Below are 23838 nucleotides of genomic sequence, written 5' to 3' on the forward strand. Positions count from 1 at the left end.
GCGCGGTGCTTGCGCGGGCTGTCCCGTCGCGGTACGGTCCCCCACCGCTGGCGATGGGGCACAGTTTTATTTTTTGCCGTTCGGTTTCAGCTGCTCACTGGGTCTGAGCCTGAACAGCTCGTCATCTCGGGTGGAGTAGCGCACGGTTCCGTCAGCCATCCGATAAGCGCCTTCCGTGAATCCAGCGCCGTTCAGGAACGGAGCGACCGCGTCCGGCATGTTGCGGAAGGCGGCTTCCAGGGCGAGAAGCGCATAGGGGGCGATACTATCGATACTGGCATATTCGGCCTCAGGATCATCGACAAAAAAGCCGTTGAGGCGCTGCTTGTTGATGATGTTCGCGCCGATGCGATCCGCCAGCGTCAAATAATCCCGCTGCCCGGTGGCCTGCCACAGGTCGATAAGCGCGAAAATCGCATACGGCTGATGATTCTCCGTTTGGCTATTCAGCCTGCGGTTTGTGCCGCCGGGTTCACCGATATCGCCTAACCCCTGGCCTTTCGCGATGCCGCGGGCGACCTTCCAGATGGCATGATCCGGTTCAAGCGTCCAGGCGCGGGCATAGGAGAGAAGAAATTCATTTCCCGCCGGATAGGCTTTGAGCACCGTCCCTTTTTTTCCATAATAGCCATCGCGTTTTAACGCGTAGTCGGAGAGATCCGTGCCGTTGGCCAGCATCGGGCGGAAGGTATTATTCTGCTCATCGTAAGCGTAGGTCGCGAAGGCCTTGAGGCCATCAAGAGTCCATTTTTTGAGATCGTCACCGTCTTTGCCGAGCGATTTTGCCAGGGCAAGCTGCATCAGCGCATTTTCTGAATAGAGCGTACTGGTTCGGCCCTTAAGCAGCATATTGCCTTCCAGCGCGTCCGGGCCCAGTTCCGGGCCAAACTGACGCTGCGCGCGGTCGCCGTATTTCGAATGCGTGTCGCTGTCATCGCTGGTATCGGCGCGTTTTAACGGTTGGGTAAACTGGTATACGCCCAGCCCGGTCTTCTTATCTCGCGGCAAAACGTACTGTTCGGCCAGCCGTTTTGCCCACGTCAGTGCGCCAGCGTCACCATCGTATTGATACAGCAGCGATGCGGAGTAGATCAGGTCGTTGCCGGCATTGAGAAAGCTCAGACCTTTGGTGGCGAAAAAGGGCGGCTGTTGGACAAAATCACTTTGCCAGAGCGCGCCCATCGGTTTGCCGTACTCCCCGTGGCGGCTGGTTTCCAGCGTTTTCCAGTCGTAAACATGGGCATTCCAGAAAGCCTTGATAAAGCGCGCGGTCGCCTGGTCATCGACGGCAAACATCATGTCGTAATAGGGATAGGCATTCTTAAGTTCATGAACCCGCTCTTTTTCACTTGGGCCTTGAGGCTGCAGCGTTTTTAAATCAACAAAACGATGCCCTCCCCATAGCAGCAGCCCGCTTGCATCCTGATAGTGGTCAAAGTAGTAGCGTATATTCTCCGCGACCCGCTGTTTATATTTTGTTTCGCCAGTCAGGTTGCTTAACCCTACCAGCACCCGCATCAAGTTTTGCTGGGCAGAGAAGTTCGACAGCACGGTCACTTTACCGTCCGGAAATACCCATTCCATTTGTTTGCCGGTGCGTGGGTCCACGCCATTAGCCAGCAGGGGAGAGTGATGCCCGTACCGATCGCTTGCTTTGTCCAGCACGACGTCGGCGAACTGCTTTACGCTGCTCAGGCGCTCGTTCTCCTGGGCACCCGCATTCAGTGAGAAGAGACTCAGAACGCCCAATGCCAGGGTGATTTTTGCAATCTTCATTATTTTCCTCTTAATGAAAATAAGGGTTTAATTAAACCCTTATTTATTTTTTATCTGACTGACAGGACGTTATCAGAAGGAATATTTCACGCCAACGCGATAACGCGTTTGGCGTTCATCGGTGGATTTACTACCGGAAACGTTGCCGATGGCCATATAAGGAGACCAGTTTTTATCAAATTTATAGGTCAGCTTAAAATCATGGGTCCAGTCATAGCTTTCGTTATCCGCTAAAATAACCCCGGCGGAGTTGGCTTTTTTATAGTCCAGCTCATAATCCAGTTGATAATCTTTGAGGAATTTCCAGGAAATAACGCTGGTCAGATTATAGCCGTTCTCCGAGGTGTCTTTAGACGTGCCAATATTGCCTGAATTGCGCTTGTAGTAAGGGCGATAGCGCAATGAGGCGCTGAGATCGTCGGTCAGATTCGCTTTACCGCGCAGATAGGGCCGATAGTTATTTGAGGACGAACTGGTATCCAGAGAGAAGCCGGGCTCAATCTGGAAGGTCTTATTTATTTTATGCACGTAGCTCGCCACCACTTCGGTGCCGTTACTCACGGTTTCATCATAGGCTTTATTTTTATCTTGCGATCCTTTCCATTTTCCTTCCAGCGATAAGCCAAAGCCATTGGCAAAACGGTGAGACATCAACAGACGATCTTTATGATTGTTCCCGGCTTTGTCATTCGTTTCATGACGATAATCAAAGGTCACCGCGTGAGCAGCAATACTGATGAAAGGAATTGTGACTAATAATAATGAGCGAAACATAGGGTGCCTCTACTTTTTTTATTTTCCAAAGGTACAAGAAATGACCTGCCGTAAAGCAGGCAGAACGATACAAATGAAATTTTTAAATGGTTGTGTGGTGCCGGGTGCCTCCCGGTGAATCAGGCGCTGACTTCCTGATCCGTCTATAAAAACGAAACGTCGATGAGGGTATTCCTCTATTCAGCATGACCCCGCCGCTTAGGGGGATTCACCACACATTATTCTTTATTCCCCGGTGATGACGAGTTTGTACTGCTTGTGATTTTATTGAAAATAACTTTTACACAAAATGAAATGATGTTTTGAGATCAAGATCTGAATATTTAAAAGAGTGATTAAATAATTTTTATGACATTTATAAAGATAATCCTAAAGAAAATTAACATTTATAATCATGTGGTTGCGGTGTTTTTGGTGTTTTATTTCTGGTCTATGCACGGCTTTAATTGAATTAACGGTAATCTTATTCCTATATTTTTAAGGGTTTATTTTGTTAAAAATTAAAAAATATTCCGGCGGTATCAATGGTTAAATCGGGGCTAATGCTTGCGATGTGCTTTAGTTAAACAAAAGCTAAACGGATAGGCTCGCGGTATTGATCTGCCTGACTGACGACATAACACTCACAAAAACGCGTCCATGTGGAAGGATAATAAAAGACGGTGACCTCGGGGCTACAAGATGACCATTTATGGAAAGGATCGTGTATTTATTTATGGAGTAGAAAAGATACTGCAGGCGCTTAGCGATGAGGCGGGAACGGAGGCAGAGAGCGATGCGGCCTGCATGTACGTCACCCATGGGATGGATATTCAGGAGATCTATGCTCTTTTCTTCCGCCACCCGCCGGAGCACTACGCCATCTTCATCACCTCCGAACGCCATTTTGAGGCGATCAACCGCCTGTTTCCGGGCCTGTTAAAGCTCTGTTTAGCTGAGCGGTTGACGGTAGACGAGCTGTATCAGGCGTTAAGGGTGATGCGCCTGTTCTCGGCGCAGAACCAAAGCGTGGCCTATCTGCCCGCCAGGTTGAATTTTACCCATGCCGAGCGACAGATTATGCGGCTCAGTTTGCGCGGCCATTCTCTGGATGATATTGCCCGTATCCGTGGGGTTAGCCCCTCTACGGTCAGCGTCCAGCGTACCCGGCTGATGAAGCGTATGGGAACCAAAAGCCTGCAGGAGCTATGCTCCCTCTATGCGGCAATGCGCGCCAGCGATCGCTCACGCACTCCGGCTAAGCTGAATGAGGATCGCGGTTATTGATTAATGCAGCCCGTTGGGTAAGCGCGAAAGGCGAACGCGAGATAATATTGTTTGCCCGTCAGGCGCCAACGTACCGCCCGCAGGTTGTTGCGGGCATACCGTCAGTAAACAGGAGAAAGAATGGCCGTCGATCGCAATGGCGACATTGCCCTGCCAATAGTGAACGCAATGCAGCCCGAATTCGCCCGCCTAGTGGACGGGGTCGTGGCAACGCTAACCCGGTGCTTCCCTGAACTGATGCATAGCCTTTATGTTTACGGTAGCGTGGCGCAAGGACGAGCAACGCCCGACAAGTCCGATCTCGACATGAGCGTGATATTCCACGATCGCCCCGATCGGGCCACAGCGGCGCGGCTCGCTGAGATTAAGCGTGAACTGGAAAAGAGCTATCCGGTTGTCAGTAAAATCGATTTTGATTGCGGTGTGCTGCCGCAAGTCCTGCACCCGGATCATACGCTGAGCTGGGGATACTGGCTTAAACATCATTGCATCTGCGTGTACGGCGAAGATCTGAGCCGCCGGTTTGCTCCCTTTAAACCGGCAAAAGCTATCGCCGTTGCCGTAAATGGGGATTTCCTGCCGGTACTGGAAAAATTCATGGCACAAATACGCTCATCCGCGGATAAGAATGAAGGGTTACAGCTGCAGCGCGCTGCCGCACGCAAAATCATCCGCGCAACCAGTATCCTGCGTAGTGAGTACGACAAAGACTGGCCGGACACCCTTGCTGAGCACCATGGTAAGCTCATTGCCCGCTATCCTGAAAAAGCTGATGACATGGATTACCTGCTGGCAGTGAGTCATGAACCTCAGGGAGACCTGGCCGACTTTGAAAAAAGGATTCTGGCTTTTGCCCGCTGGCTTAACGTCGAGTTTCATCGTCGTCAAAGCTGAGCTGAAAAGCGCCCTGGCCTCATGCTCTGCTAACCATAGCCGTGATATAAAGTCCGCATCCCCAGGCCAGGTGCGTAAGCACGCTCAGCAAGCGAGCCAGCCACGGGCGAGGTGTTTGTGACGCCGCAATGCCGAAGCCCAATGCGGGTTGAAGAATCAAGAACGGCGCAAATAAAGTTAGCACGCCTGCCAGCAGGCCTGCCGTCAGCGTCGGCTCGTTTAACCAGACGGTTCCGTTCAATGCCAGCGGGACAAAAGCAAAAATGGCCCCGGTCAGGTAGTGAAACACCCAGCCGATAACGCTCTCTCCACGCAATGCCGGCGTGGAAGCGATGGTATTATGGCAAAGCTTTCCTCTGAAAAGCCATGCAACCCAGCGACCCACCAGCGCATAGTTTAGCGGCGGCAGCTTGAGCAGGTATTTTTGGCCGAATGACCAGAGATCCATTATCAGCGTCGCGCCAATACCCGTTATGACCGTTTTTACTACCATCATCGTCTCCAGGGTGTACTCCTTTTCCAATGCATGTCAGGCTGGTAGCCAGTGTGCAACTTGAAGCGAGGTTTAAGTCAACCATGAAAGCCCTCGATATCCGGGAAATTGCCGATCTTTCTGGCATAAATCCCTCCGCGCTGCGTTATTACGAAAAAAAAGGATTAATTCAGCCTGTTGGCCGTAACGGTTTACGACGGCAATATCACAAAAATGTGCTCAATAAACTGCAGCTCATTACGTTGGGGCAGGCGGCAGGGTTTACGCTGGATGAACTTGCCGCGATGTTTGGTTCGCAAGCCGGGGTCACGATTGACCGGGGGCTGCTCCTCCAGCGGGCGAAAGAGATTGATGCCACCGTGCGCAAGCTGCAGCAGTTAAGCCGCGGGCTGAAGCACGCAGCGCGCTGCACGCAGCCGGAGCCTGTTCATTGTGAAGAGTTCAAAAGAGTGGTGGCGAAAGGGTTGAGGCTGGTTGGCTGATTAATTACTTCAGACTGTGATGAGAGCATAATAATGGACAAAAATTTTACACCTGAGCAAATCGAAATCATTAATCGCGTGGTTTTTGCGCGCGTCGAACAAATGAAAGAGCAAGTGACTGACCTTATTGCGCAGACAGAGCGCGATGCGCACCAGCAGCTGGCGGATTGCGGGATTGATATGACCGATTTCTGTCCGGCTAATCAGCACTTTCTTATGATGACAATCGTCCAGGCGCTGATAGATCGGGTGCACGGCGGCGACAGGGCCCTTGCCCGGAAGATAATAACCATGGAGGCGAAGAGACTGAACGTCAGCGTTAACGTTGAAGCTGATAGTTCGAGATAGCCTTGAGGCTGAGTCTGCGGCGGACCAGAGCGTTATAAACTGCGTCAGCACTGCCTTGTTTGCATAGCAGAGTCAGCCCCTTCAGCATCGGCCATCGGGCTAAAAATGGAAGACCGCTCCCGGAGTCCAGAAAAGGCCTTTCCCCCAGCACCGATTGCCACATCCTCGTAGCGTTAACTCTTTATTATTCGCGCCACTGACTTCGTCGCCATGGATTGGTAGTAGGTTGGAACATTCCGCGGGGTCAGTCCACTCTCTTCTGCTCGCTGCTGCGCATCGTCAGGCTGCGCGCCTTTAAAGTTCGCTCAATCGCTCTGCGCTGTTATGCTAAAAGTCTGGCAAGCCGCGCTGTTAAGAGACCTGACCATGCCCGAACGCGAGAAAAACATCCATATTCAACCCTCATCTTCAATCTCCCGCACCCATATTCTACCGGCGCTGCTGGCGATCGTCGCCGTGACCGGACTGTGCGCGTATATCTCGTCGCCGCTGGGGCCGTGGCGCGAAATTTTGATTAATCCCGGAATGTATATCGATCTGCTGGCGCTGCTATTTCTGCTGTTTATGCTCTGGAGCTCCACCAAAGTGCGCATGAATCACGTGGCGGTTAACTGGGTACGCTACGGACTGCTGCTGTGGATTGCCGGCGGTACGTTCGATCTGATGGATGAAATCTTTCACCAGCCGCGCTGGATGGGGTACTACTGCGAAGATCTGCTGCGCCTGTCCGGCATGCTGCTGAGCGCAGTCGGGGTCTACAAAATTATTGAGCGCATCAATCTGCTGTACGTTGATGCGCGTTCCCAATCATTAAAGGATGAGCTGACCCAACTGCCTAACCGTCGCTTCTTTATCGACACCATCCGCGAGAAGGAGGGACGCAGGCTGGGGCTAATGATTGTCGATATCGATTACTTCAAGAAAATTAATGATACCTGGGGCCATCTGGTGGGGGACGAAGTCCTCTTTGCTCTCGGTAAGCAGCTGGCTAAGCTCACCAGCGATAAGGTGCTGCCTTCGAGGATTGGCGGCGAAGAGTTTGCCATTATTGTCGACGGAATGACGGCGCAGGAAGTGGATGAACTGGCGCAGGCTATTCTGCAAAACGCCCGGGCGATCCTGATCAACCACGACCATCCGCTGTCGATCAGTATCGGCGTTGGTCTGCGTAACAAAGGGGAACCGCAAAACCTGTTCATTAAAAAGGTCGATGACGCCCTCTATAAGGCCAAAAATAACGGTCGCGGGCGGGTCGAGTGGGCCGTCTGAGTTAGCCCTGCTGCGCGCTGCGGCAGTGGCGACGATATTCTGATGGCGAACGCTCGGTGTAGCGTTTAAACACCCGGCAAAAATAGTTGCTGTCGACGAACCCGCAGTTGTGGGCGATCTCTTTTACCTTGAGATCGTAGCCGCGCAGCAGCTTTTTGGCCTTTTCCAGGCGTACGCTGGTGAGAAACTCATTAAAACCGACGGAGCCGGATTTCTGGAAAATATGCGACAGGTAATTGGGCGTAATATGAAAGCGTTTCGCCACCGACTCGCGGGTCAGGGGCTGGCTGAGATGCTCTTCGAGATAGTCCTGCACCGCCAGAAACAGATCGCGACTGCGGCTGACGCGCATCTCCAGCCCCACCAGCTGTTCAAGGCAGTGGCTTAACAGGGCCGCGACCACCAGCCTGGCGGTCACCGCATCCGGCTGCAGGCAGATTTCATTAAGCGATAGCAGCAGATAGGAGCCGACGCGCGGCCCGAGGCGGGCAACGTTCTGCTTTTCCGTGCGCAGCTGCTTGCCGTCCCAGTACTGAACGCAGAATCCGAGCTTCTGGCGGCCAAAGAGGATGCTTAACGTCGATGCCGGCCCGGTCCACTCCGGCAGCGTCCACTTGCCCGCCTGAACGTAGAGCACCTGCGAGGCGGAGAGCATCGTCTCCGATAGCGGCAGCCCGCTCTCCTTAAGTTCACCCTCAAGCACAATTTCCAGCCGCGGAAAGGGCACTTTAAACGCCAGCGCAGGCTCGGAGATATCCGGGTCGGGGAATCTGACGTGCAGATTATCTTTCTGATTTACTAAACGATTTAAAATATCCGCCAGATCGTCAATCATTCCGTACGCCTTAGAAGAGAACAATTATCTTGTTGATTATAATCTATTTTATCAGTGGTGATTTGTTCTGTGTCAGGCTGGGTCGCGAATGTTTGCCCTACAGAAAGAGGAAAAAAGCTGGATTTTGATAGCCATCACACTTTTCTTCCTCGCGTACGCTTGTCCAGTTTTTCGTAGTTTTGGCCTCATGTATTCCCGTTCGGTGCAGATTAGAGTTTGTTTTGTGTTATCGATAAGTTAAGGAATAGAAATATGGAACAACAATCTGCGGTTTATCTGGATGCGCTGGGGGCAAATGTTGCGCTGAGCCCGACAATGAAACAGGAACTGGATACCCTGGGCTACACCGTTGTGCATAACGTGGTGGACGCGGAGTGGCTGGCGGCGATGCGTGAGCTTATCGACGCCATCGTCGAGAGAGAGGGCGACAGTCTGGCCATTGAACACCACCAGGAAGCGACCGCCACGCGCATTGCCAACCTGATTAATAAAGGGGTGATTTGGGAAAAGGTCTGGTCGCATCCGCTGATACTTTCCGCCTGCCGGTATATTTTTCAGGGCGATTTTAAAGTCTCCAGCCTGAACGCGCGGGAAGCGTTGTTTAACGGCGGCCATCAGCCGCTGCATGCGGACTGGAAAAAACCGCGTCCTGACTTTCCGAAAGTACATCTGGTGAATACGATATGGGCTATTGATGACCTGAGCGCTGAAAACGGCGCACCGCGCATTATCCCCGGCACCCATTTGCGTCCGGAGCTACCGGAAGAGGTGCTGGACGACCCGGAGCTGGCGCATCCTGATGAAGTGGTGTTCGCCGCGCCGGCGGGCAGCGTGATGATTTATAACGCCCACGCCTGGCACGGCGGGACGCGCAACCGCGTCGGCAGCAGAAGGCGGGTGCTGCACGGCTTATATATCGACAGAGCGGATACCGCGCAGCAGGATCAGCAGCGCTGGCTGACGCCGGAAACCGCCAGCCGTTTGACCCCCGCGCAGAAATGGCTGCTGGGGGTGGCGTAAATTAAATTGCCGAAACACGGTGTTCCCGGAGGCGGTGCTGCGCACCTGTCCGGGCTACAAAATCGTTGAGCACCGGTAGCCCGGACAGACGCATCGCGCCGCCTCCGGGATTTCCCGCTCTCAAGGGATCTCAATATAAACCACCGGCTTTTTCATAATGCATTTAACCGCTTCGACAATCTGCTGCGGCTGCAGCAGAAAAGTTTTGATGCTGGTCTTAATGGTGCGGATGCCGTTGAAGCGTCTGGCATCGTCAATTTCAATATCCGTCACCAGCAGAACGACATCGGCATGGGCAATATCGTCAGCGGTAATTTTGTTCTCAACCCCCAGCGCGCCCTGGGTTTCGATTTTGATATTCCATTTCTCATGGTGGCCGACCTTTTCCAGGCGTTCGGCCGCCATATAAGTGTGAGCGACGCCGCTGACGCAGGCCGTGACGGCAACGATATTGAAATCCATAGCATCCTCCAGGCGTTATCCGCCAATGGTCACGCTAAAACCGGCCCGTTCGGCCAGCGTCTTGAATGGCTGAATCTCAGATTCTGCAGGGGCCTTAATCATCGACATCGACCATTTTTTTCCCAGTAAATGATATTTTGGTTCGCCGAACTGATGGAACGGCAGAAGATGAATTTCGCGCAGCTTAAAGGGGGCCAAAAACGCCAGGATCTGGCGGAAATTCTCTTCGTTAAGCGTAAATCCCGGAATCAGCGGCACCCGGGGAATTAGCGGGATTTGGGCTTCGACCAGACGGGTGAAGTTATCCAGCACCCGCGGCATATTCATCCGCAGCTGCTCCCGGGCCAGCGTTTCATCCATGATTTTCAGGTCGAACAGCACTTCGTCGCACGCCTGAGCCAGCGGAAAAAAGCGGCTGAACGCGGTATCGCCCGCTGTTTCAATTGCCGTTCTGATCCCCCATTCGCGCAAGCGGCGCAGAAAACGCGCGGCAAATTCGGCCTGCATCAGGACTTCGCCGCCCGACAGGGTCACGCCGCCGCCCGAGGCACGGAAGAAGATCTCATCCTTCAGCACCTCTTTAAGCAGATGATCGAGGGTAACGTCGCGGCCAATCTGCTCCCACGCGCCGGAGGGGCACTCGACCACGTCCTGCTGGCAGCGCGAGCAGCGCAGGCACTTGCTCTCCCGGCGTACGGTCTGAATTTTCGGCGAGATCGACTCCGGATTAGCGCACCACGGACAGGTATGCGGGCAGCCCTTAAAAAACACCACGGTGCGGATCCCCTGACCGTCATTCAAAGAGTAGCGCTGGATGTTAAAAATGCGCGCCTTATCGGCGCGCGTTTCCATGACCTCACAGCTGATGCGCGGTGCGGCGGATAATGTCATCCTGAATCTCCTGCGACAGCTCAACGAAAAAGGCGCTGTAACCCGCAACGCGCACCACCAGACCGGCAAAATCCTGCGGCCGCTGCTGGGCTTCGCGCAGCGTATCGGCGTTGACCACGTTGAACTGAATATGCTGTAGCCTCAGCCTGGTGAATGCCTGCAGGAAGTCGGCCAGCTTATTCAGGCCGCTGTCGCCGGCAAGCGTTGCCGGGGTGAATTTGACGTTCAGCAGCGTACCGTTGGAGAGCAGAAAGTTATCCAGCTTGCTGACCGACTTGAGCACCGCGGTCGGTCCCTGAACGTCCTGGCCGAGCATCGGCGACAGCCCGCCGTCCGCCAGCTGTTCTCCCGCCAGGCGTCCGTCCGGGGTGGCGCCGACGACCGAACCGAGCGGCACGTGGGCAGAGACGGTATAGGAACCCGGCGTAAACTGACCGCCGCGCGGGTTCTGGTATTGTTCTACCTCTTTGCAGTAAAAGCGCAGTAGATCGGCGCTGATGTTGTCCACTTCGTCAATATCGTTGCCGTATTTCTCGAAGCGGTTGATCAGGCGAGCGCGAATTTTTTCCCCTTCCGGCGTCTGGAAATTGGCTTTCAGCACTGCGATAAGTTCAGCGAAGCTGAGCCGTTTCTGCTCAAAAACCATCCCTTTTAGCGCGTGCAGCGAGTCGCTGAGGTTAGCAATGCCGATGCCCTGGACCCCGGAGAAGTTATAGCGCGCGCCGCCTGCGGTAATATCCTGACCGTGCTGCACGCAATCCTCAATAAAAGAAGAGAGCAGGGGAACCGGCGCCCAGTCGCGGTGGCCGATATCGCAAATGTTGCTGCCTTCCACCATCAGCTTAATGTAATAGCGAATCTTGTCGCGGATCTGGTTAATCAGCCCATCCCAAGTGATATCAGGATTGCTTTCGTTTTCCAGCATCACGATTTCCATCACCTTCAGCAGGTTAAACATGGCGATATCGTGCAGGCCGTAGGTGCGCCCCGGGATCGACAGCTCAACGCAGCCAACCACCGAATAATCCCGCGCGTCCTCCAGCGATACGCCGCGGTTGAGAAATGCCGGGATCACCACTTCATCATTAAAGATTTGCGGAATGCCGGTACCGAGGCGAATGGTCTCGGCGGTTTTGCGCAGGAAAGGACGATCGATGAGTTCGTTGACGCGTACGCCAAGGTTCGGCTGCGGCAGTCGAACGTTCTGGTAGGCGTCGAGGGACAGAAACGACAAAATATTAACCGCGCTGCGTCCGGTCTCGGTCAGGCCGCCGAGCAGCGCGGTATAGCCGGTCGGGAAGCCTGCAAAGTAGCGCGCGCTGCTGGTGGAGCGCAGCAGAACGATATCGTTGCACTTCACCCACAGCGACTCCAGCAGCTCCTGAAGAAACTGCGGATCCTGGCCGCGATTCAGCGAAGCCTGATAGTACGGCAGCATGTACTGGTCAAAACGTCCCAGCGAGATGGAGCTGGCGTTGGATTCATACTGCAAAATGATGTTCATATACCAGAAGAGCTGGCAGGCCTGCCAGAAATCTTCCGGGCGGTGTACCGCATTATGGCGGGAGATGTTGGCGATGGTCTCCAGCTCTTTGCGCCGCTGTTCATCAGCACAATCGGCGGCCATTTCATCGGCAAGGGCCGCATAGCGCAGAATATGGCGCTGGGAGGCTTCCAGCAGGATCAGCACCGCCTGATAAAAACTGTTCTGCGGGTGCTGCTGACGCACCGCCTTAATCTCCGTCACCAGCGCGGCGAGGCCGTTTTCCAGCAGGCGAGGGTAGTCGATAATGATATGTCCCTGGCCCTTATCGGTCTGGTTGACGCTAAAAATCTGCGTGCTGACGGCGTTTTTGACTTCATCGGTCATCTGGGCGTTGATGAAGTCCTTCATCGAGCGATTTTCCCAGTAGGGGAACAGCTCTTCGCGATAGATGCGCTTGTCTTCTTCGCTGATATTGAAACGGTCCTGCGGGCGGGTCGGGAACTGGTCCAGCTCCTTGAGCAGCCAGTAGGGGTCCATCTCCGGGGACATAATTCCGGCGCGCGGCTTGATGGTTCGGTTGCCGGCAATCAGTTCATCATCACGAATCGAAATCTGCACATGATCGAGGATCCATGCGGTCGCTTTCGCCCGGCGGATCATTACCGGCTCACCCTCCGTCTGTTTATGGCTGGCGGTGTAGAGCAGCGCCCGCTCGAGTGAGATTTCGCGCGGGTTGGCGAACAGAAGATCTTTTAAGCGTTGAGTGCGATTGGTCATGACAAACTCCATGTTATTTTGCGGGGCGCAGGGCGCGCCCCGGGCATTCAGTCAGGCATTCTGTGAAAGGTGGCTGTCGATTTTGTTCATAATGGCTTCGGCGCGCTTCACGGCATCACTGATGTTGACGCGCACGATGGTTTTACCGGCAAAGCGTTCTTCAAACTTAATGCCGATATCTTTGGTCAGAATCACCATATCGGCGCTGGCGACGTCTTCTGCGGTCAGCTCGTTCTCAATGCCGATGGAGCCCTGAGTCTCGACTTTGACCTGCCAGCCTTTGGCTTTAGCGGCGCTCTCCAGCGATTCGGCGGCCATATAGGTATGGGCAACGCCAGAGGGGCAAGCGGTAACGGCGATAATTTTGGTCATACGATATTCCTTCCACTGTTTCAGTTAATTTCGAAATCAAGATCCATCTCGTCATCGGCTTTGGCGTCTGACGTTTTCTTTTTCGCCAGGGCTTTGAGCAGAATGACGCAGGCGGCGCTGACGATGGCGCCGACCGCCAGACCGGCAACAAACCCGCCTTTACCTTCGACGACCGGCAGAACGATGAGCCCGCCCCAGCCGGCGTAGCACTGGGCGCCGAGCAGCGCGGCGGTGACGCAGCCGGTGGCGGCGCCGATCATATTGGCCGGGATAACGCGCAGCGGGTCGGCGGCGGCGAAGGGGATCGCGCCTTCGGTCACGCCAACGCAGCCCATCACCAGCGCGGCTTTCCCGGTTTCGCGCTCTTCCGCGGAGAAATATTTACGCCCAATCAGCGTTGCCAGGCCCATGCCCAGCGGCGGCACGGCGATACCGACGGCGGCGATGGCCACTACGCTGTAAACGCCCTGAGAAACGCAAATCAGCATGAAGGCGTAGGCGACTTTATTCACCGGACCGCCCATGTCGAAGGCCAGCATCAGGCCCATAATGATGGCGAGAATAACGATGCTGCCTTCGCGCATGCCCTGCAGCCAGCCGGTCAGACTGGCGGTCAGCGCGCCAATCGGCTCGCCGAGACCCCACATCATGATCCCGGCGGTTATAAAGGTGCCGATAATCGGGATAACGAAGATGGGCATCACCGAGCGCAGCACCTTGTGCACCGGGATTTTCTTCAGGTAGTAAACCACCAGCCCGCCAATGATCCCGGCAATCAGCGCCCCGAAGAAACCGGCGCCGAAGCTGTTGCCGACCCAGGCGCCGATGGCGCAGGGGGCCAGCGCCGCGCGGTCGGAGATGGAGTAGCCGATATAGGCCGCCAGAAATGGCACCATTAGCGTCAGACCGGCGACGCCGATATCAAACAGTTTTTTCAGGTTAGGGTCGGTGGCGGCATCGGGCACCGCGCCCTTGCCGTACAACATGACGGAGACTGCCAGCAAGATCCCACCGGACACGACAAACGGGATCATATGTGAAACCCCGGTCATGAGGTGCTGGCGGGTATTTTTTAATATTTGCACCAGTTCGTTCATTGTTTTTCTCCTGAGCGCTGCGTGGCCCGTGACTGAGTTGATGTCTCAACATTAGAAAAAGGGCGGCGCATAAAATAGTAGAGAAAAAGTGCATTTACTGGATATTTGTAAGGCGAGGAGAAAATTGCGATCCACCTCAAATCTTAGTTCTGGTGGGTTTTTGACGCCCTTCACGAGGCGATTTGTGACCACGAGCATAAAAAAGATTCAGCCATACAATTATCCAGTAATTACCACTTTTATCGTGTAGTGGCGGGCGGCTTCTTTCTTTACCTTTTGGCTAATACGCATTATTCAGGAGGAAGGCGATGGCTCTGGTAATTGAATTCATATGTGATTTGCCCAACGGCGTACATGCGCGTCCGGCAAGCCTGGTAGAAACGCTGTGCAATACTTTTTCATCTTCGGTCGAATGGGTAAACACCCGCACAGAAGGACGCGGAAACGCCAAAAGCGCGCTGGGGATTATTGGCACCAATACCTTAAAGGGCGACCGCTGCCAGCTTGTTGTCAGCGGTGAAGATGAACAGCAGGCGTTTAATACACTGACGGCGTTCATCACCGACGAGTTCCCGCACTGCGATGCGCCGCTGCCGGCGGCGGAGCAAATGGCCGTTCAGCCGGTTCCTGAATCCCTCTCGCGTCTTAATCCTACCCTGTTTCACGCGCTGCCGGTCTGCGCCGGCAGCGCGGGCGGCAGGCTCACCCATCTTAAGTCCCTCGACCTGCGCGATTCAGGCGCGCTGCCTGTAGCGGGCGCAATCGAACAGGAACAGGCGGCGCTGGACAGGGGCCTGACCCTGCTGGTGAAAAATATTGAGTTCCGCCTGCTGGATAACGACGGTACCGCCAGCGCGATCCTTGAGGCGCATCGCTCTCTGGCCACCGACGCCTCGCTGCGCCAGCATCTGCTGGACGGGCTGTTGAACGGTCTGAGCTGCGCTGAAGCGGTGGTCGCGACCGGCGAACATTTTTGCGCCCAGTTCAGCGCTTCCGGTAATAGCTATTTGCAGGAGCGGGTGCTGGACGTGCGCGATGTGTGCTTCCAGCTTCTGCAGCATATCTACGGTGAGGATCGTTTTCCGGCACCGGGTAAGCTGACCGAAGAGGCCATCTGCCTCGCCGATGAACTCACCCCCAGCCAGTTTCTTGAACTGGATAAAACGCTGCTTAAAGGCCTGCTGCTGCGCAGCGGCGGCACCACTTCACATACGGTGATCCTCGCGCGTTCGTTCAATATTCCTACCCTGGTGGGCGTCGATATGGAGGCGCTGCTGCCGTGGGTCGATCGCCGGGTACAGATTGACGGTAACGCCGGGCTGGTGGTGGTGAATCCCGATGAAGCGGTGGCGCGCTACTATCAGCAGGAGGCCTGGGTACAGGCGCAAACCCGCCGCCAGCAGCAGGCCTGGCTGGATAAAGAGGGCCGAACGGAAGACGGTATTCGTCTGGAGGTGGCGGCCAACATCGCCCATTCGGTAGAGGCGGCGGCGGCCTTCAACAACGGCGCGCAGTCGGTAGGACTGTTCCGCACCGAGATGCTCTACATGGACAGGCCCAGCGCGCCGTCGGAAAACGAGCTGTATAACATTTTTTGCCAGGCGCTGGAGCCGGCCAACGGGCGCAGCATTATCATCCGTACCATGGATATCGGCGGCGACAAGCCGGTGGCCTACCTCAACATCCCGGCGGAGAATAACCCGTTCCTCGGCTACCGGGCGGTGCGTATTTATGAGGAGTATCAGGCGCTGTTCCGCACTCAGCTGCGGGCGATTCTGCGCGCTTCCGCGCACGGCGCGCTGAAAATCATGATCCCGATGATCTCCTCGATGGAAGAGATCTTATGGGTCAAAGAGCAGTTGGCGGATGCTAAACAGTCGCTGCGCAGCGAACATATCCCGTTTGATGAAAAGATCCCGCTGGGCATTATGCTTGAGGTGCCGTCGGTGATGTTTATCATCGATCAGTGCTGCGAAGAGATTGATTTCTTTAGTATCGGCAGCAACGACCTGACCCAGTACCTGCTGGCGGTGGATCGCGATAACGCCAGGGTGACGCGCCACTACAACAGCCTCAATCCGGCTTTTCTGCGCGCGCTGGATTACGCGGTTCAGGCGGTGCATCGTCAGGGGAAATGGATTGGCCTGTGCGGCGAGCTGGGGGCTAAAGGTTCGGTGCTGCCGCTGCTGGTGGGGCTGGGGCTGGATGAGTTGAGCATGAGCGCGCCGTCGATTCCGGCAACCAAGGCGCGTCTGGCGCAGCTTGACAGCCGCGCCTGCCGTCAGCTGCTTAACCAGGCGATGCAGTGCCGTACTTCATTAGAGGTAGAACATCTGCTTGCCCAGTTCCGCATGACCCAGCAGGACGCGCCGCTGATTACTCCGCAGTGCATTACGCTGAACAGCGACTGGCGTAGCAAAGAGGAGGTCATTAAGGGCATGACTGATAATCTGCTGCTGGCCGGGCGCTGCCGCTATCCGCGTAAGCTGGAAGCCGATCTGTGGGCTCGCGAAGCGGTGTTCTCTACCGGTTTAGGCTTTAGCTTCGCCATTCCACACAGTAAATCTGAGCATATCGAGCAGTCGACCATCAGCGTCGCCCGTCTGGCGCAGCCGGTAGCGTGGGGCGACGACGAGGCGCAGTTTGTGATTATGCTGACGCTTAATAAGCATTCGGCGGGGGATCAGCATATGCGTATTTTCTCGCGGCTGGCGCGGCGCATTATGCATGAAGAGTTCCGGCAATCGCTGGTGACGGCGCAGAGCTGCGAGGCGATCGCGACGCTGCTGCAGCGCGAGCTGGAGCTGTAATTCGGTCCGGAGAATCTCCCCGGTGGCGCTTGCGCTTACCGGGGCTACGGGTTTCCAGCGATCTGCGGGGCGGTAGCCCGGGTAAGGCGTTTACGCCGCGACCCGGGATATCCGGGCCCGGTGCTTGAGGGAGGCTGTCCGGCGACCATTGCCGAAAGCGGCGCTTACGCGCCTGTTCGGGCGACCTGGTGTCCGGCAATAGCCCGACAAATGGCCTCGCCCACCTGCTGGGTGGAGGCGGTGCCTTTCATATCCGGTGTCTTTGGTCCGCTGGCAATAGTCTGCTCAATCGCTGCGAGAATGCCGTCATGGGCGGCCTGGTAGCGAGCGTCACCGTTGCCGAGGAAGTCGAGCATCATCGCGCCGGCCCAGATGGTGGCAATCGGATTGGCGATATTTTTGCCGTAGATATCCGGCGCCGAACCGTGTACCGCCTCAAACAGCGACGGAAAGGTGCGATCCGGGTTGAGGTTTGCCGATGGGGCAATGCCGATGGTGCCCGTACAGGCCGGGCCGAGATCGGAAAGGATATCGCCGAACAGATTAGAGCCGACCACTACGTCAAAACGCTCCGGCTGCAGCACGAAACGGGCGCACAGAATATCAATATGCTGCTTATCCCATTTCACCTCCGGGTATTGCTGCGCCATCGCTTCGACGCGCTGGTCCCAGAAGGGCATGCTGATGGCGAGGCCGTTAGATTTGGTCGCCGAGGTCAGGGTTCTGCGCGGGCGGCTTTGCGCCAGCTCAAAGGCGTAGCGCAGGATGCGGTCAACGCCGCGGCGGGTAAACACCGACTCCTGAATCACCACTTCATGTTCGGTTCCCGGATTCACATGGCCGCCAAGAGCGGAATATTCCCCTTCGGTGTTTTCACGCACCACGTAGAAATCGATATCGCCGGGCTGTTTACCCGCCAGCGGGCAGGGGACGCCGGGGAACAGGCGCACCGGACGCAGGTTGACGTACTGGTCGAATTCGCGGCGGAACTTCAGCAACGAGCCCCAGAGGGAGATATGATCCGGGACGATATCCGGCCAGCCGACCGCCCCGAAATAGATCGCATCAAAGCCTTTCAGCTGCGCGTGCCAGTCCTCGGGCATCATAGTGCCGTTTTGGGCGTAATAATCGCAGCTGGCCCACTCGAAGTGCTCGAAGCTTAACGCCAGCCCCCAGCGTTCGGCGGCGGCCTGCAGTACGCGCACCCCTTCCGGCAGCACTTCTTTACCGATGCCATCGCCGGGGATGGCGGCAATACGTAAGGTTTTATTCATCGTTATTCTCAGTTTGAGGTAAGGAAAATTGACTTCATCTCTATCCTATAATTGACTAATTCATAATTAATCCCGTCAACTGGTGAAACATAAAACACGAATCATGAATAATCTTCCGCTGCTGAACGACTTACGCGTCTTTATGCTGGTAGCCCGCCGCGCCGGTTTTGCCGCCGCTGCGGAAGAGCTCGGCGTCTCTCCGGCATTTGTCAGCAAACGCGTATCGCTGCTGGAGCAAACCCTTAACGTCCAGCTGCTGCACCGCACTACCCGGCGAGTGGCTATCACCGAAGAGGGCGAGCGCATCTACGAATGGGGGCAGCGCATTCTGCAGGATGTCGACCAGATGATGGATGAGCTCTCCGATGTGCGGCAGGTGCCGCAGGGAACGCTGCGGATCATCAGCAGCTTTGGCTTTGGTCGGCGGGTGGTCGCGCCGGCGCTCTCCGAGCTGGCCCGTCGCTACCCGCAGCTGGAGATCCGCTTCGACGTCGCCGACCGGCTGGTAGATTTGGCTAATGAAGGGGTCGATCTGGATATTCGCGTCGGCGACGATATTGCGCCCAACCTGATAGCCCGCCAGCTTGCCAGCAATCATCGCATCCTCTGCGCCTCGCCGGCGTTTGTCGCCCGCCATCCCTCGCCGAAACAGCTGAGCGACCTTGCCGCGCTACCGTGTCTGGTGATCAAAGAGCGCGACCGGCCTTTTGGCGTCTGGCAGCTGCGCGATGATAAAGAAGGTGAGCACGCCATCAAAGTGACCGGGCCGCTGTCGTCAAACCACGGTGAAATCGTCCACCAGTGGTGCCTCGACGGGCAGGGGATTGCGCTGCGCTCATGGTGGGACGTAAAGGAGAATATCGCCAGCGGCAATCTGGTACAGCTGCTGCCGGAGTACTATCAGCCCGCCAGTATCTGGGCGGTATACGTGTCTCGGCTGGCGACTTCGGCCAAAATTCGCACCACCGTGGAGTTTTTACGCCACTACTTTCAGCAGCGCTTTCCGCAGCAGTGCGGGGCGGCGATATTGCCGACGGCGGGCGCCGTCGGCCGGGGGGATTAAACGCCGAGCCGATCGCGCAGGCTATAGTAAGCCGCGCCCATGGCGGTAAACGGAATGCGCAGGCTGCGTCCGCCGGGGAACGGGTAGTGCGGCAGCTTCGCGAAGGCGTCAAAACGTTCGGCGTCCCCGCGCAGCAGCTCCGAAATTAGCCGTCCGGCGAGGTGGGTACAGGTGACCCCGTGGCCGCTGTAACCCTGCATATAATAGATATTGTTATCGAGGCGGCCAAACTGCGGCATCCGTGAGAGGGTCAGCAGGAAGTTGCCGGTCCAGCGGTAGTCGATTTTCACCCCCTTCAGCTGCGGGAAGGTTTTCAGCAGCTTCGGCATAATCAATCGCTCAACGTCGTCCGGATCTCGCGCGCCGTAGACCACGCCGCCGCCGTACAGTAGACGGTTATCGGCGGTCAGACGGTAGTAATCCAGCAGATAGTTACAATCCTCCACGCAGTAATTTTTCGGGATCAGCGAGCGCGCCAGTTCCTCAGACAGCGGTGCGGTGGTGACCACCTGGGTGCCGCACGGCATGCTGCGTTTCGCCAGCTCCGGCTCGATCTTATCGCCGAGATAGGCGTTACCGGCGACGATCACGTAGCGAGCGGTCACTTGTCCGCGCGCGGTGGTCACTACCGCCGGGCTGGTGTGCTGAATGCGGGTAACCGGTGATTGCTCGTACACCCGGCCGCCGTTTAGCCGAATGGCGTCAGCTTCGCCAATCGCCAGGTTGAGCGGATGGATATGGCCGCCGCTGCGATCCAGCAGGGCGCCGGTGTAGCGGTCGCTGTCGACTTCGCGGCGAATAGCGCTGGCATCCAGCAGCTCCAGCTGGGTATTGCCGTAGCGCTCCCAGTTGGCTTTCTGCTCTTCCAGAGTTTCCAGCTGTTTATGATTCATCGCGACAAACAGCCCGCCGGGGCGATAGTCGCAGGCAATCTGATAGCGCTGGATGCGCTCGCGAATAATATCGCCGCCTTCAAACATCATGCTGCCGAGCATTTTCGCCGCGTCCGGGCCGTAGGTTTTCTCGATAACGTCGATATCGCGGCTATAGGAGTTAACTAACTGGCCGCCGTTGCGTCCGCTGGCGCCGAAGCCGATGCGCGCGCCTTCCAGCAGCACCACGTCGTAGCCCATTTCGGCCAGATGCAGCGCCGAAGAGAGGCCGGTATAGCCGCCGCCGACGACGCAGACGTCGCAGCCGATCGTTTCTTCCAGCGCCGGGAACGGTTCATAGCGGTTGGCGCTGGCGGCGTAATAGCTGGTGGTATGTTCGGTCATGATTAAGACTCCAGGGCAATCCAGATAGTTTTCAGTTCAGTGAATTTTTCCAGCGCATGCAGCGACTTATCGCGTCCGTTGCCGCTCTGCTTATAGCCGCCGAACGGCACGGTCATATCGCCATCGTTGTAGTTGTTTACAAAGACGGAGCCGGCTTTCAGACGGCGGCTGATGCGGTGCGCGCGGGAGAGATCGCGGGTCCAGACCGCCGCGCCGAGGCCATAGCGGCTGTCGTTGGCCAGCGCCAGCGCCTGCTCTTCGGTTTTAAAACGGGTGACCACCAGCACCGGGCCGAAGATCTCCTCCTGGCTGAGCGCGGAGGCGGGATCGACGTCAACGAAAATGGTCGGGCCAACCGCCGCGGGCCACGGATTTTTGCGTCCATCCAGCAGCAGCGTGCTATGCGCTTCACCGGCGCGAATAAAGCTGTGGACGCTATCGGCGTGGCTGTTGTCGATCAGCATGCCCATGGCGGTATTCGGGTCGAGCGGATTGCCCGGCTGCCAGCCTTTGGCCTGCTCTTTAAGGAGATCGAGAAACCTGTCGGCAATGCTCTCCTCAAGCAGCAGGCGGGTTCCGGCGATACAGACCTGGCCCTGGTTGTAAAAGATACCGCCGGCGGTAGCGTTAACCGCTTTTTGCAGATCCGGACAGTCGGCAAAAACGATATTGGCGCTTTTACCGCCCGCCTCCAGCCAGACGCGTTTCATATTGCTGTCGCCTGCGTCCTTCAGCAGCTGTTTACCCGTGCGGGTAGATCCGGTAAAGGTAATCACTTCGACGTCAGGATGCTGCGCCAGCGCCTGGCCGGCTTCATGGCCGAAACCGCTCACTACGTTGAACACGCCGTCCGGCAGTCCGGCCTCTTTCGCTAAGCCCGCGAGTCGCAGGGCGCTGAGTGGGGATTTTTCCGACGGTTTGAGCACTACGCTATTACCTGACGCCAGCGCCGGGCCAAGTTTCCAGCAGGCCAGCAGCAGCGGAAAATTCCACGGCACCACCGCCGCAATCACGCCAATCGGTTCGCGGACGATCATAGCCAGTTCGTTGCCGCCGGTAGGGGCAACTTCGCCGTAGACTTTATCGATAGCTTCGGCATACCAGCGAATCGCGCGGGCGGCGCCGGGGATATCGTCGCGCAGGCTGTGACGGATCGGTTTGCCGGTGTCCAGGGTTTCCAGCAGCGCCAGCTCTTCGCAATGGGCCTCCATCAGGTCGGCAAACTTATTCAGGACCGCTTTACGCTGGGCAGGAGAGGCCTGCGACCAGTCGCCGCGCTCGAATGCGCTGCGGGCGGCCTGGACCGCGCGATCGACATCGGCCTTTTTGCCGCGCGCGACTTCGGCGAGCGTTTGCTGGGCGGCAGGGTCGATGGTGGCAAACACGCTGTTATCGGCGGCGGCGCTGTATTCGCCATTAATAAATAACCGCGTTTCAATCGCGATGTTCTTTGCTTTTTCTTGCCAGTAAGCCAGGTTGTGAAAATCCATCATGACTCCTTAATGACGTAATCGGAAAAAAAGTGGTGATTTCAGACCCTCAGGGCGCAGGGCGTCCCCGGGGTTGAGTACCGTTTAAATTGCCCATTAACAGGCGTGAATTATCCGGGGCCAGCGGAATACGTTTTTCCGCATTGCGCAAGGTGAACTGCGTTATCTTCGCGCCGCCGGAATTCACCCCGGGCGGCGCAGGCCTGAAGAAAACCTGAGAAAGGCTCAGGCTAATAAATCAGAAGGTGGTGGGAGTATGGGCGCTGATAATTCGGCAGATACCTGCCGAAGTGTTGCTGAAGCTATGCGGTATGCCGGTGTTAATGGCATAACTTTGCCCAGCCACCAGGTGATACGCCTGACCGTTAATGGTCAACACGACTTCACCCTCCAGTATGGTGCCTATCTCTTCACCCTGATGCTTGATCCTCTCCCCGGTTGTGGTTCCAGGCTGGTACGTTTCAAATATCATCGCCAGCGTGCGGTTCGGATTGCCATTGTGAACCAGCTTCATCGATACCCCCTGGCTGCCGATTTCAATCAGATCGTCCTGATTGATAACCACCTGCGGTTCAGCCGGTTTTTCTGGTTCAGAAAAGAATTCCGAGAGCGACAGCCCGTAGACTTTCAGCAGCTTTTGCAGCGTGCTGATGGCAGGACTGACTTTGTCCTGTTCTATGGTGCTGATGGCACTATGTGTTAACCCAGACAGTTCGGCGGCACGACGCTGTGAGAGACCCAGCTGTTGGCGGATCGCTGACAAACGTTTCCCTGGCGCCAGTCCGTCATCGCTCATATTTGCATTTCCTTAACGGTAGTGGTCAGAGTCGCTGTTTTTCAGCGATATAGTTCTGACAGGCGGTGATAAAACCTTCAAACAACATTCGCGACAGGGCGTATTCGCTACTGTTCCATTCAGGATGCCACTGCACGCCGAGGGCGAAAGGATGGTCGTTAACGCTGACCGCTTCCGCTAGCCCGTCCGGAGAACGCGCTTCCACGCGCAGCCGTGGACCCGTCATTTTTGCTCCCTGCCCGTGTAACGAGTTTACCCAAAACGTGTTGCAGCCCGGTATTAACTGAGAAAGTAATCCTCCCTCCTGAACCTGAACTTCATGCGAGGGCGCGTATTGCTGCTCGACGGGAAGTTCGGGGTCTTCGCGGTGCTCAAGAAGCTCAGGCTGCTCGAACAGACGACGATACAGAGTCCCGCCGGTGGCGACAACCAGTTCCTGTAGTCCACGGCAGATGGCGAAAATGGGGATGCGCCTTTCGAGCGCGGCGCTAATCAGCGCCATGCTCAGAAGATCACGCCCGGGATCGGCGTCAGGCTCATCGCCGTTTTCACCATAAAGGTGCGGCTGTACGTTGCTCGGGCTACCGGGCAGATAAATGCCGTCCAGTTTTGGCAGTAGCGTAGCAAGCAGTTCCGGCTCGGCCAGCGCGTGCGGCAGGGCAATCGGTACGCCGCCGGCGTGAACAATCGCGTTCAGGTACTTCTCTTGCAGAGTCTGGGTCTGGTGACCCTTAAGCCTGTTTCGGCACATCACTACGCCAATAACTGGCTTGTACATTATATTTTCCATGATCGCCCTCACAAAGTGGACTAAATTATGACCGGGTTAGCGGGTAAAACGGCCATTTCGTTCAATATTTTCTCAATCTAGCAGTGGATATTGCCC

At 56.2% G+C, this 23838-nt stretch carries 22 protein-coding genes; 8 read left to right on the top strand and 14 right to left on the bottom strand.

The window, feature by feature from the left end; all coding sequences use genetic code 11:
- Positions 1-66: 66 nt before the first annotated feature.
- On the bottom strand, positions 67-1776 hold the full coding sequence (locus KO1_RS10185) for a pectate lyase (RefSeq protein ID WP_024274007.1): 1710 nt from the start codon (positions 1774-1776) through the stop codon (positions 67-69).
- A 72-nt stretch (positions 1777-1848) separates the two neighbouring features.
- Positions 1849-2550, bottom strand: coding sequence for an oligogalacturonate-specific porin KdgM family protein (locus KO1_RS10190; RefSeq protein WP_004100915.1), 702 nt, complete (start codon positions 2548-2550; stop codon positions 1849-1851).
- 681 nt (positions 2551-3231) lie between these two features.
- Here KO1_RS10190 and KO1_RS10195 point away from each other — a divergent pair.
- Both KO1_RS10195 and KO1_RS10200 read left to right on the top strand, forming a co-directional pair.
- Entirely contained in the window at positions 3232-3816 is a 585-nt protein-coding gene (locus KO1_RS10195; protein WP_064406925.1) for a helix-turn-helix transcriptional regulator, read from the top strand.
- A 120-nt stretch (positions 3817-3936) separates the two neighbouring features.
- The gene (locus tag KO1_RS10200) at positions 3937-4710 is read left to right on the top strand and encodes a nucleotidyltransferase domain-containing protein (protein WP_023320688.1); all 774 of its coding nucleotides are present in this window, start codon (positions 3937-3939) and stop codon (positions 4708-4710) included.
- A gap of 19 nt (positions 4711-4729) precedes the next feature.
- On the opposite strand, the gene KO1_RS10205 is transcribed toward KO1_RS10200, so the two are convergent.
- Entirely contained in the window at positions 4730-5203 is a 474-nt protein-coding gene (locus tag KO1_RS10205; protein ID WP_024274009.1) for a DUF2938 domain-containing protein, read from the bottom strand.
- An 83-nt stretch (positions 5204-5286) separates the two neighbouring features.
- Here KO1_RS10205 and KO1_RS10210 point away from each other — a divergent pair, with 83 nt between their 5' ends.
- The 3 genes from KO1_RS10210 (at position 5287) to KO1_RS10220 (ending at position 7302) form a co-directional block, all read left to right on the top strand.
- A complete protein-coding gene (locus tag KO1_RS10210) occupies positions 5287-5685 on the top strand; it encodes a MerR family transcriptional regulator (RefSeq protein ID WP_024274010.1) in 399 nt (132 codons plus the stop codon).
- A 33-nt stretch (positions 5686-5718) separates the two neighbouring features.
- The gene (locus KO1_RS10215; RefSeq protein ID WP_004100922.1) at positions 5719-6033 is read left to right on the top strand and encodes a hypothetical protein; all 315 of its coding nucleotides are present in this window, start codon (positions 5719-5721) and stop codon (positions 6031-6033) included.
- 366 nt (positions 6034-6399) lie between these two features.
- Complete coding sequence (locus tag KO1_RS10220) at positions 6400-7302, top strand: GGDEF domain-containing protein (protein WP_024274011.1); 903 nt, start codon at positions 6400-6402, stop codon at positions 7300-7302.
- Between the two features lies 1 nt (position 7303).
- On the opposite strand, the gene KO1_RS10225 is transcribed toward KO1_RS10220, so the two are convergent.
- Positions 7304-8137, bottom strand: coding sequence for a helix-turn-helix transcriptional regulator (locus KO1_RS10225; RefSeq protein WP_024274012.1), 834 nt, complete (start codon positions 8135-8137; stop codon positions 7304-7306).
- A gap of 252 nt (positions 8138-8389) precedes the next feature.
- Here KO1_RS10225 and KO1_RS10230 point away from each other — a divergent pair, with 252 nt between their 5' ends.
- Positions 8390-9157 (top strand): phytanoyl-CoA dioxygenase family protein, encoded by a 768-nt coding sequence (locus KO1_RS10230; protein WP_004100928.1) that lies wholly within the window; start codon positions 8390-8392, stop codon positions 9155-9157.
- A gap of 120 nt (positions 9158-9277) precedes the next feature.
- Here the strand turns inward: KO1_RS10230 and KO1_RS10235 are convergent, their stop codons facing one another.
- From KO1_RS10235 to KO1_RS10255, 5 genes are read right to left on the bottom strand one after another with little or no spacing between them, the layout of a single operon-like run.
- A complete protein-coding gene (locus KO1_RS10235; RefSeq protein ID WP_004100931.1) occupies positions 9278-9619 on the bottom strand; it encodes a PTS fructose-like transporter subunit IIB in 342 nt (113 codons plus the stop codon).
- 15 nt (positions 9620-9634) lie between these two features.
- Entirely contained in the window at positions 9635-10510 is an 876-nt protein-coding gene (locus KO1_RS10240) for a [formate-C-acetyltransferase]-activating enzyme (RefSeq protein ID WP_004100933.1), read from the bottom strand.
- Positions 10476-12773: a formate C-acetyltransferase gene (locus KO1_RS10245; protein WP_017146153.1), complete on the bottom strand. Its 2298-nt coding sequence runs from the start codon at positions 12771-12773 to the stop codon at positions 10476-10478. The genes KO1_RS10240 and KO1_RS10245 overlap by 35 nt, the downstream gene beginning before the upstream one ends.
- A 51-nt stretch (positions 12774-12824) precedes the next feature.
- Positions 12825-13145, bottom strand: a complete 321-nt coding sequence (locus KO1_RS10250) for a PTS fructose-like transporter subunit IIB (protein ID WP_004100938.1) — start codon at positions 13143-13145, stop codon at positions 12825-12827.
- Positions 13146-13165: 20 nt separating this feature from the next.
- Positions 13166-14242: a PTS fructose transporter subunit EIIC gene (locus tag KO1_RS10255; RefSeq protein ID WP_017146152.1), complete on the bottom strand. Its 1077-nt coding sequence runs from the start codon at positions 14240-14242 to the stop codon at positions 13166-13168.
- Between the two features lie 308 nt (positions 14243-14550).
- Here KO1_RS10255 and ptsP point away from each other — a divergent pair, with 308 nt between their 5' ends.
- Positions 14551-17052, top strand: a complete 2502-nt coding sequence (gene ptsP, locus KO1_RS10260) for a phosphoenolpyruvate--protein phosphotransferase (protein ID WP_024274013.1) — start codon at positions 14551-14553, stop codon at positions 17050-17052.
- 164 nt (positions 17053-17216) lie between these two features.
- On the opposite strand, the gene KO1_RS10265 is transcribed toward ptsP, so the two are convergent.
- Positions 17217-18326 (bottom strand): tartrate dehydrogenase, encoded by a 1110-nt coding sequence (locus tag KO1_RS10265; RefSeq protein WP_017146150.1) that lies wholly within the window; start codon positions 18324-18326, stop codon positions 17217-17219.
- A gap of 82 nt (positions 18327-18408) precedes the next feature.
- On the opposite strand from KO1_RS10265, the gene KO1_RS10270 reads away from it, so the two are divergent.
- Positions 18409-19389 carry a LysR substrate-binding domain-containing protein gene (locus tag KO1_RS10270; RefSeq protein ID WP_029496840.1) on the top strand — a complete coding sequence of 327 codons (981 nt, stop codon included), beginning with the start codon at positions 18409-18411 and terminating at the stop codon, positions 19387-19389.
- Here KO1_RS10270 and KO1_RS10275 read toward each other — a convergent pair.
- From KO1_RS10275 to puuD, 4 genes are all read right to left on the bottom strand, one after another.
- Positions 19386-20666, bottom strand: coding sequence for an NAD(P)/FAD-dependent oxidoreductase (locus tag KO1_RS10275; RefSeq protein ID WP_004112063.1), 1281 nt, complete (start codon positions 20664-20666; stop codon positions 19386-19388). The genes KO1_RS10270 and KO1_RS10275 overlap by 4 nt on opposite strands.
- A 2-nt stretch (positions 20667-20668) precedes the next feature.
- Positions 20669-22156, bottom strand: coding sequence for an aldehyde dehydrogenase PuuC (gene puuC, locus KO1_RS10280; protein WP_004100952.1), 1488 nt, complete (start codon positions 22154-22156; stop codon positions 20669-20671).
- A 238-nt stretch (positions 22157-22394) separates the two neighbouring features.
- Complete coding sequence (gene puuR / locus KO1_RS10285; protein ID WP_004100955.1) at positions 22395-22952, bottom strand: HTH-type transcriptional regulator PuuR; 558 nt, start codon at positions 22950-22952, stop codon at positions 22395-22397.
- Positions 22953-22977: 25 nt separating this feature from the next.
- Positions 22978-23730 (bottom strand): gamma-glutamyl-gamma-aminobutyrate hydrolase, encoded by a 753-nt coding sequence (gene puuD / locus KO1_RS10290; protein ID WP_168421987.1) that lies wholly within the window; start codon positions 23728-23730, stop codon positions 22978-22980.
- Positions 23731-23838: the final 108 nt, after the last annotated feature.

Source organism: Klebsiella oxytoca NBRC 105695 (assembly GCF_001598695.1).
Taxonomy (GTDB): domain Bacteria; phylum Pseudomonadota; class Gammaproteobacteria; order Enterobacterales; family Enterobacteriaceae; genus Klebsiella; species Klebsiella oxytoca.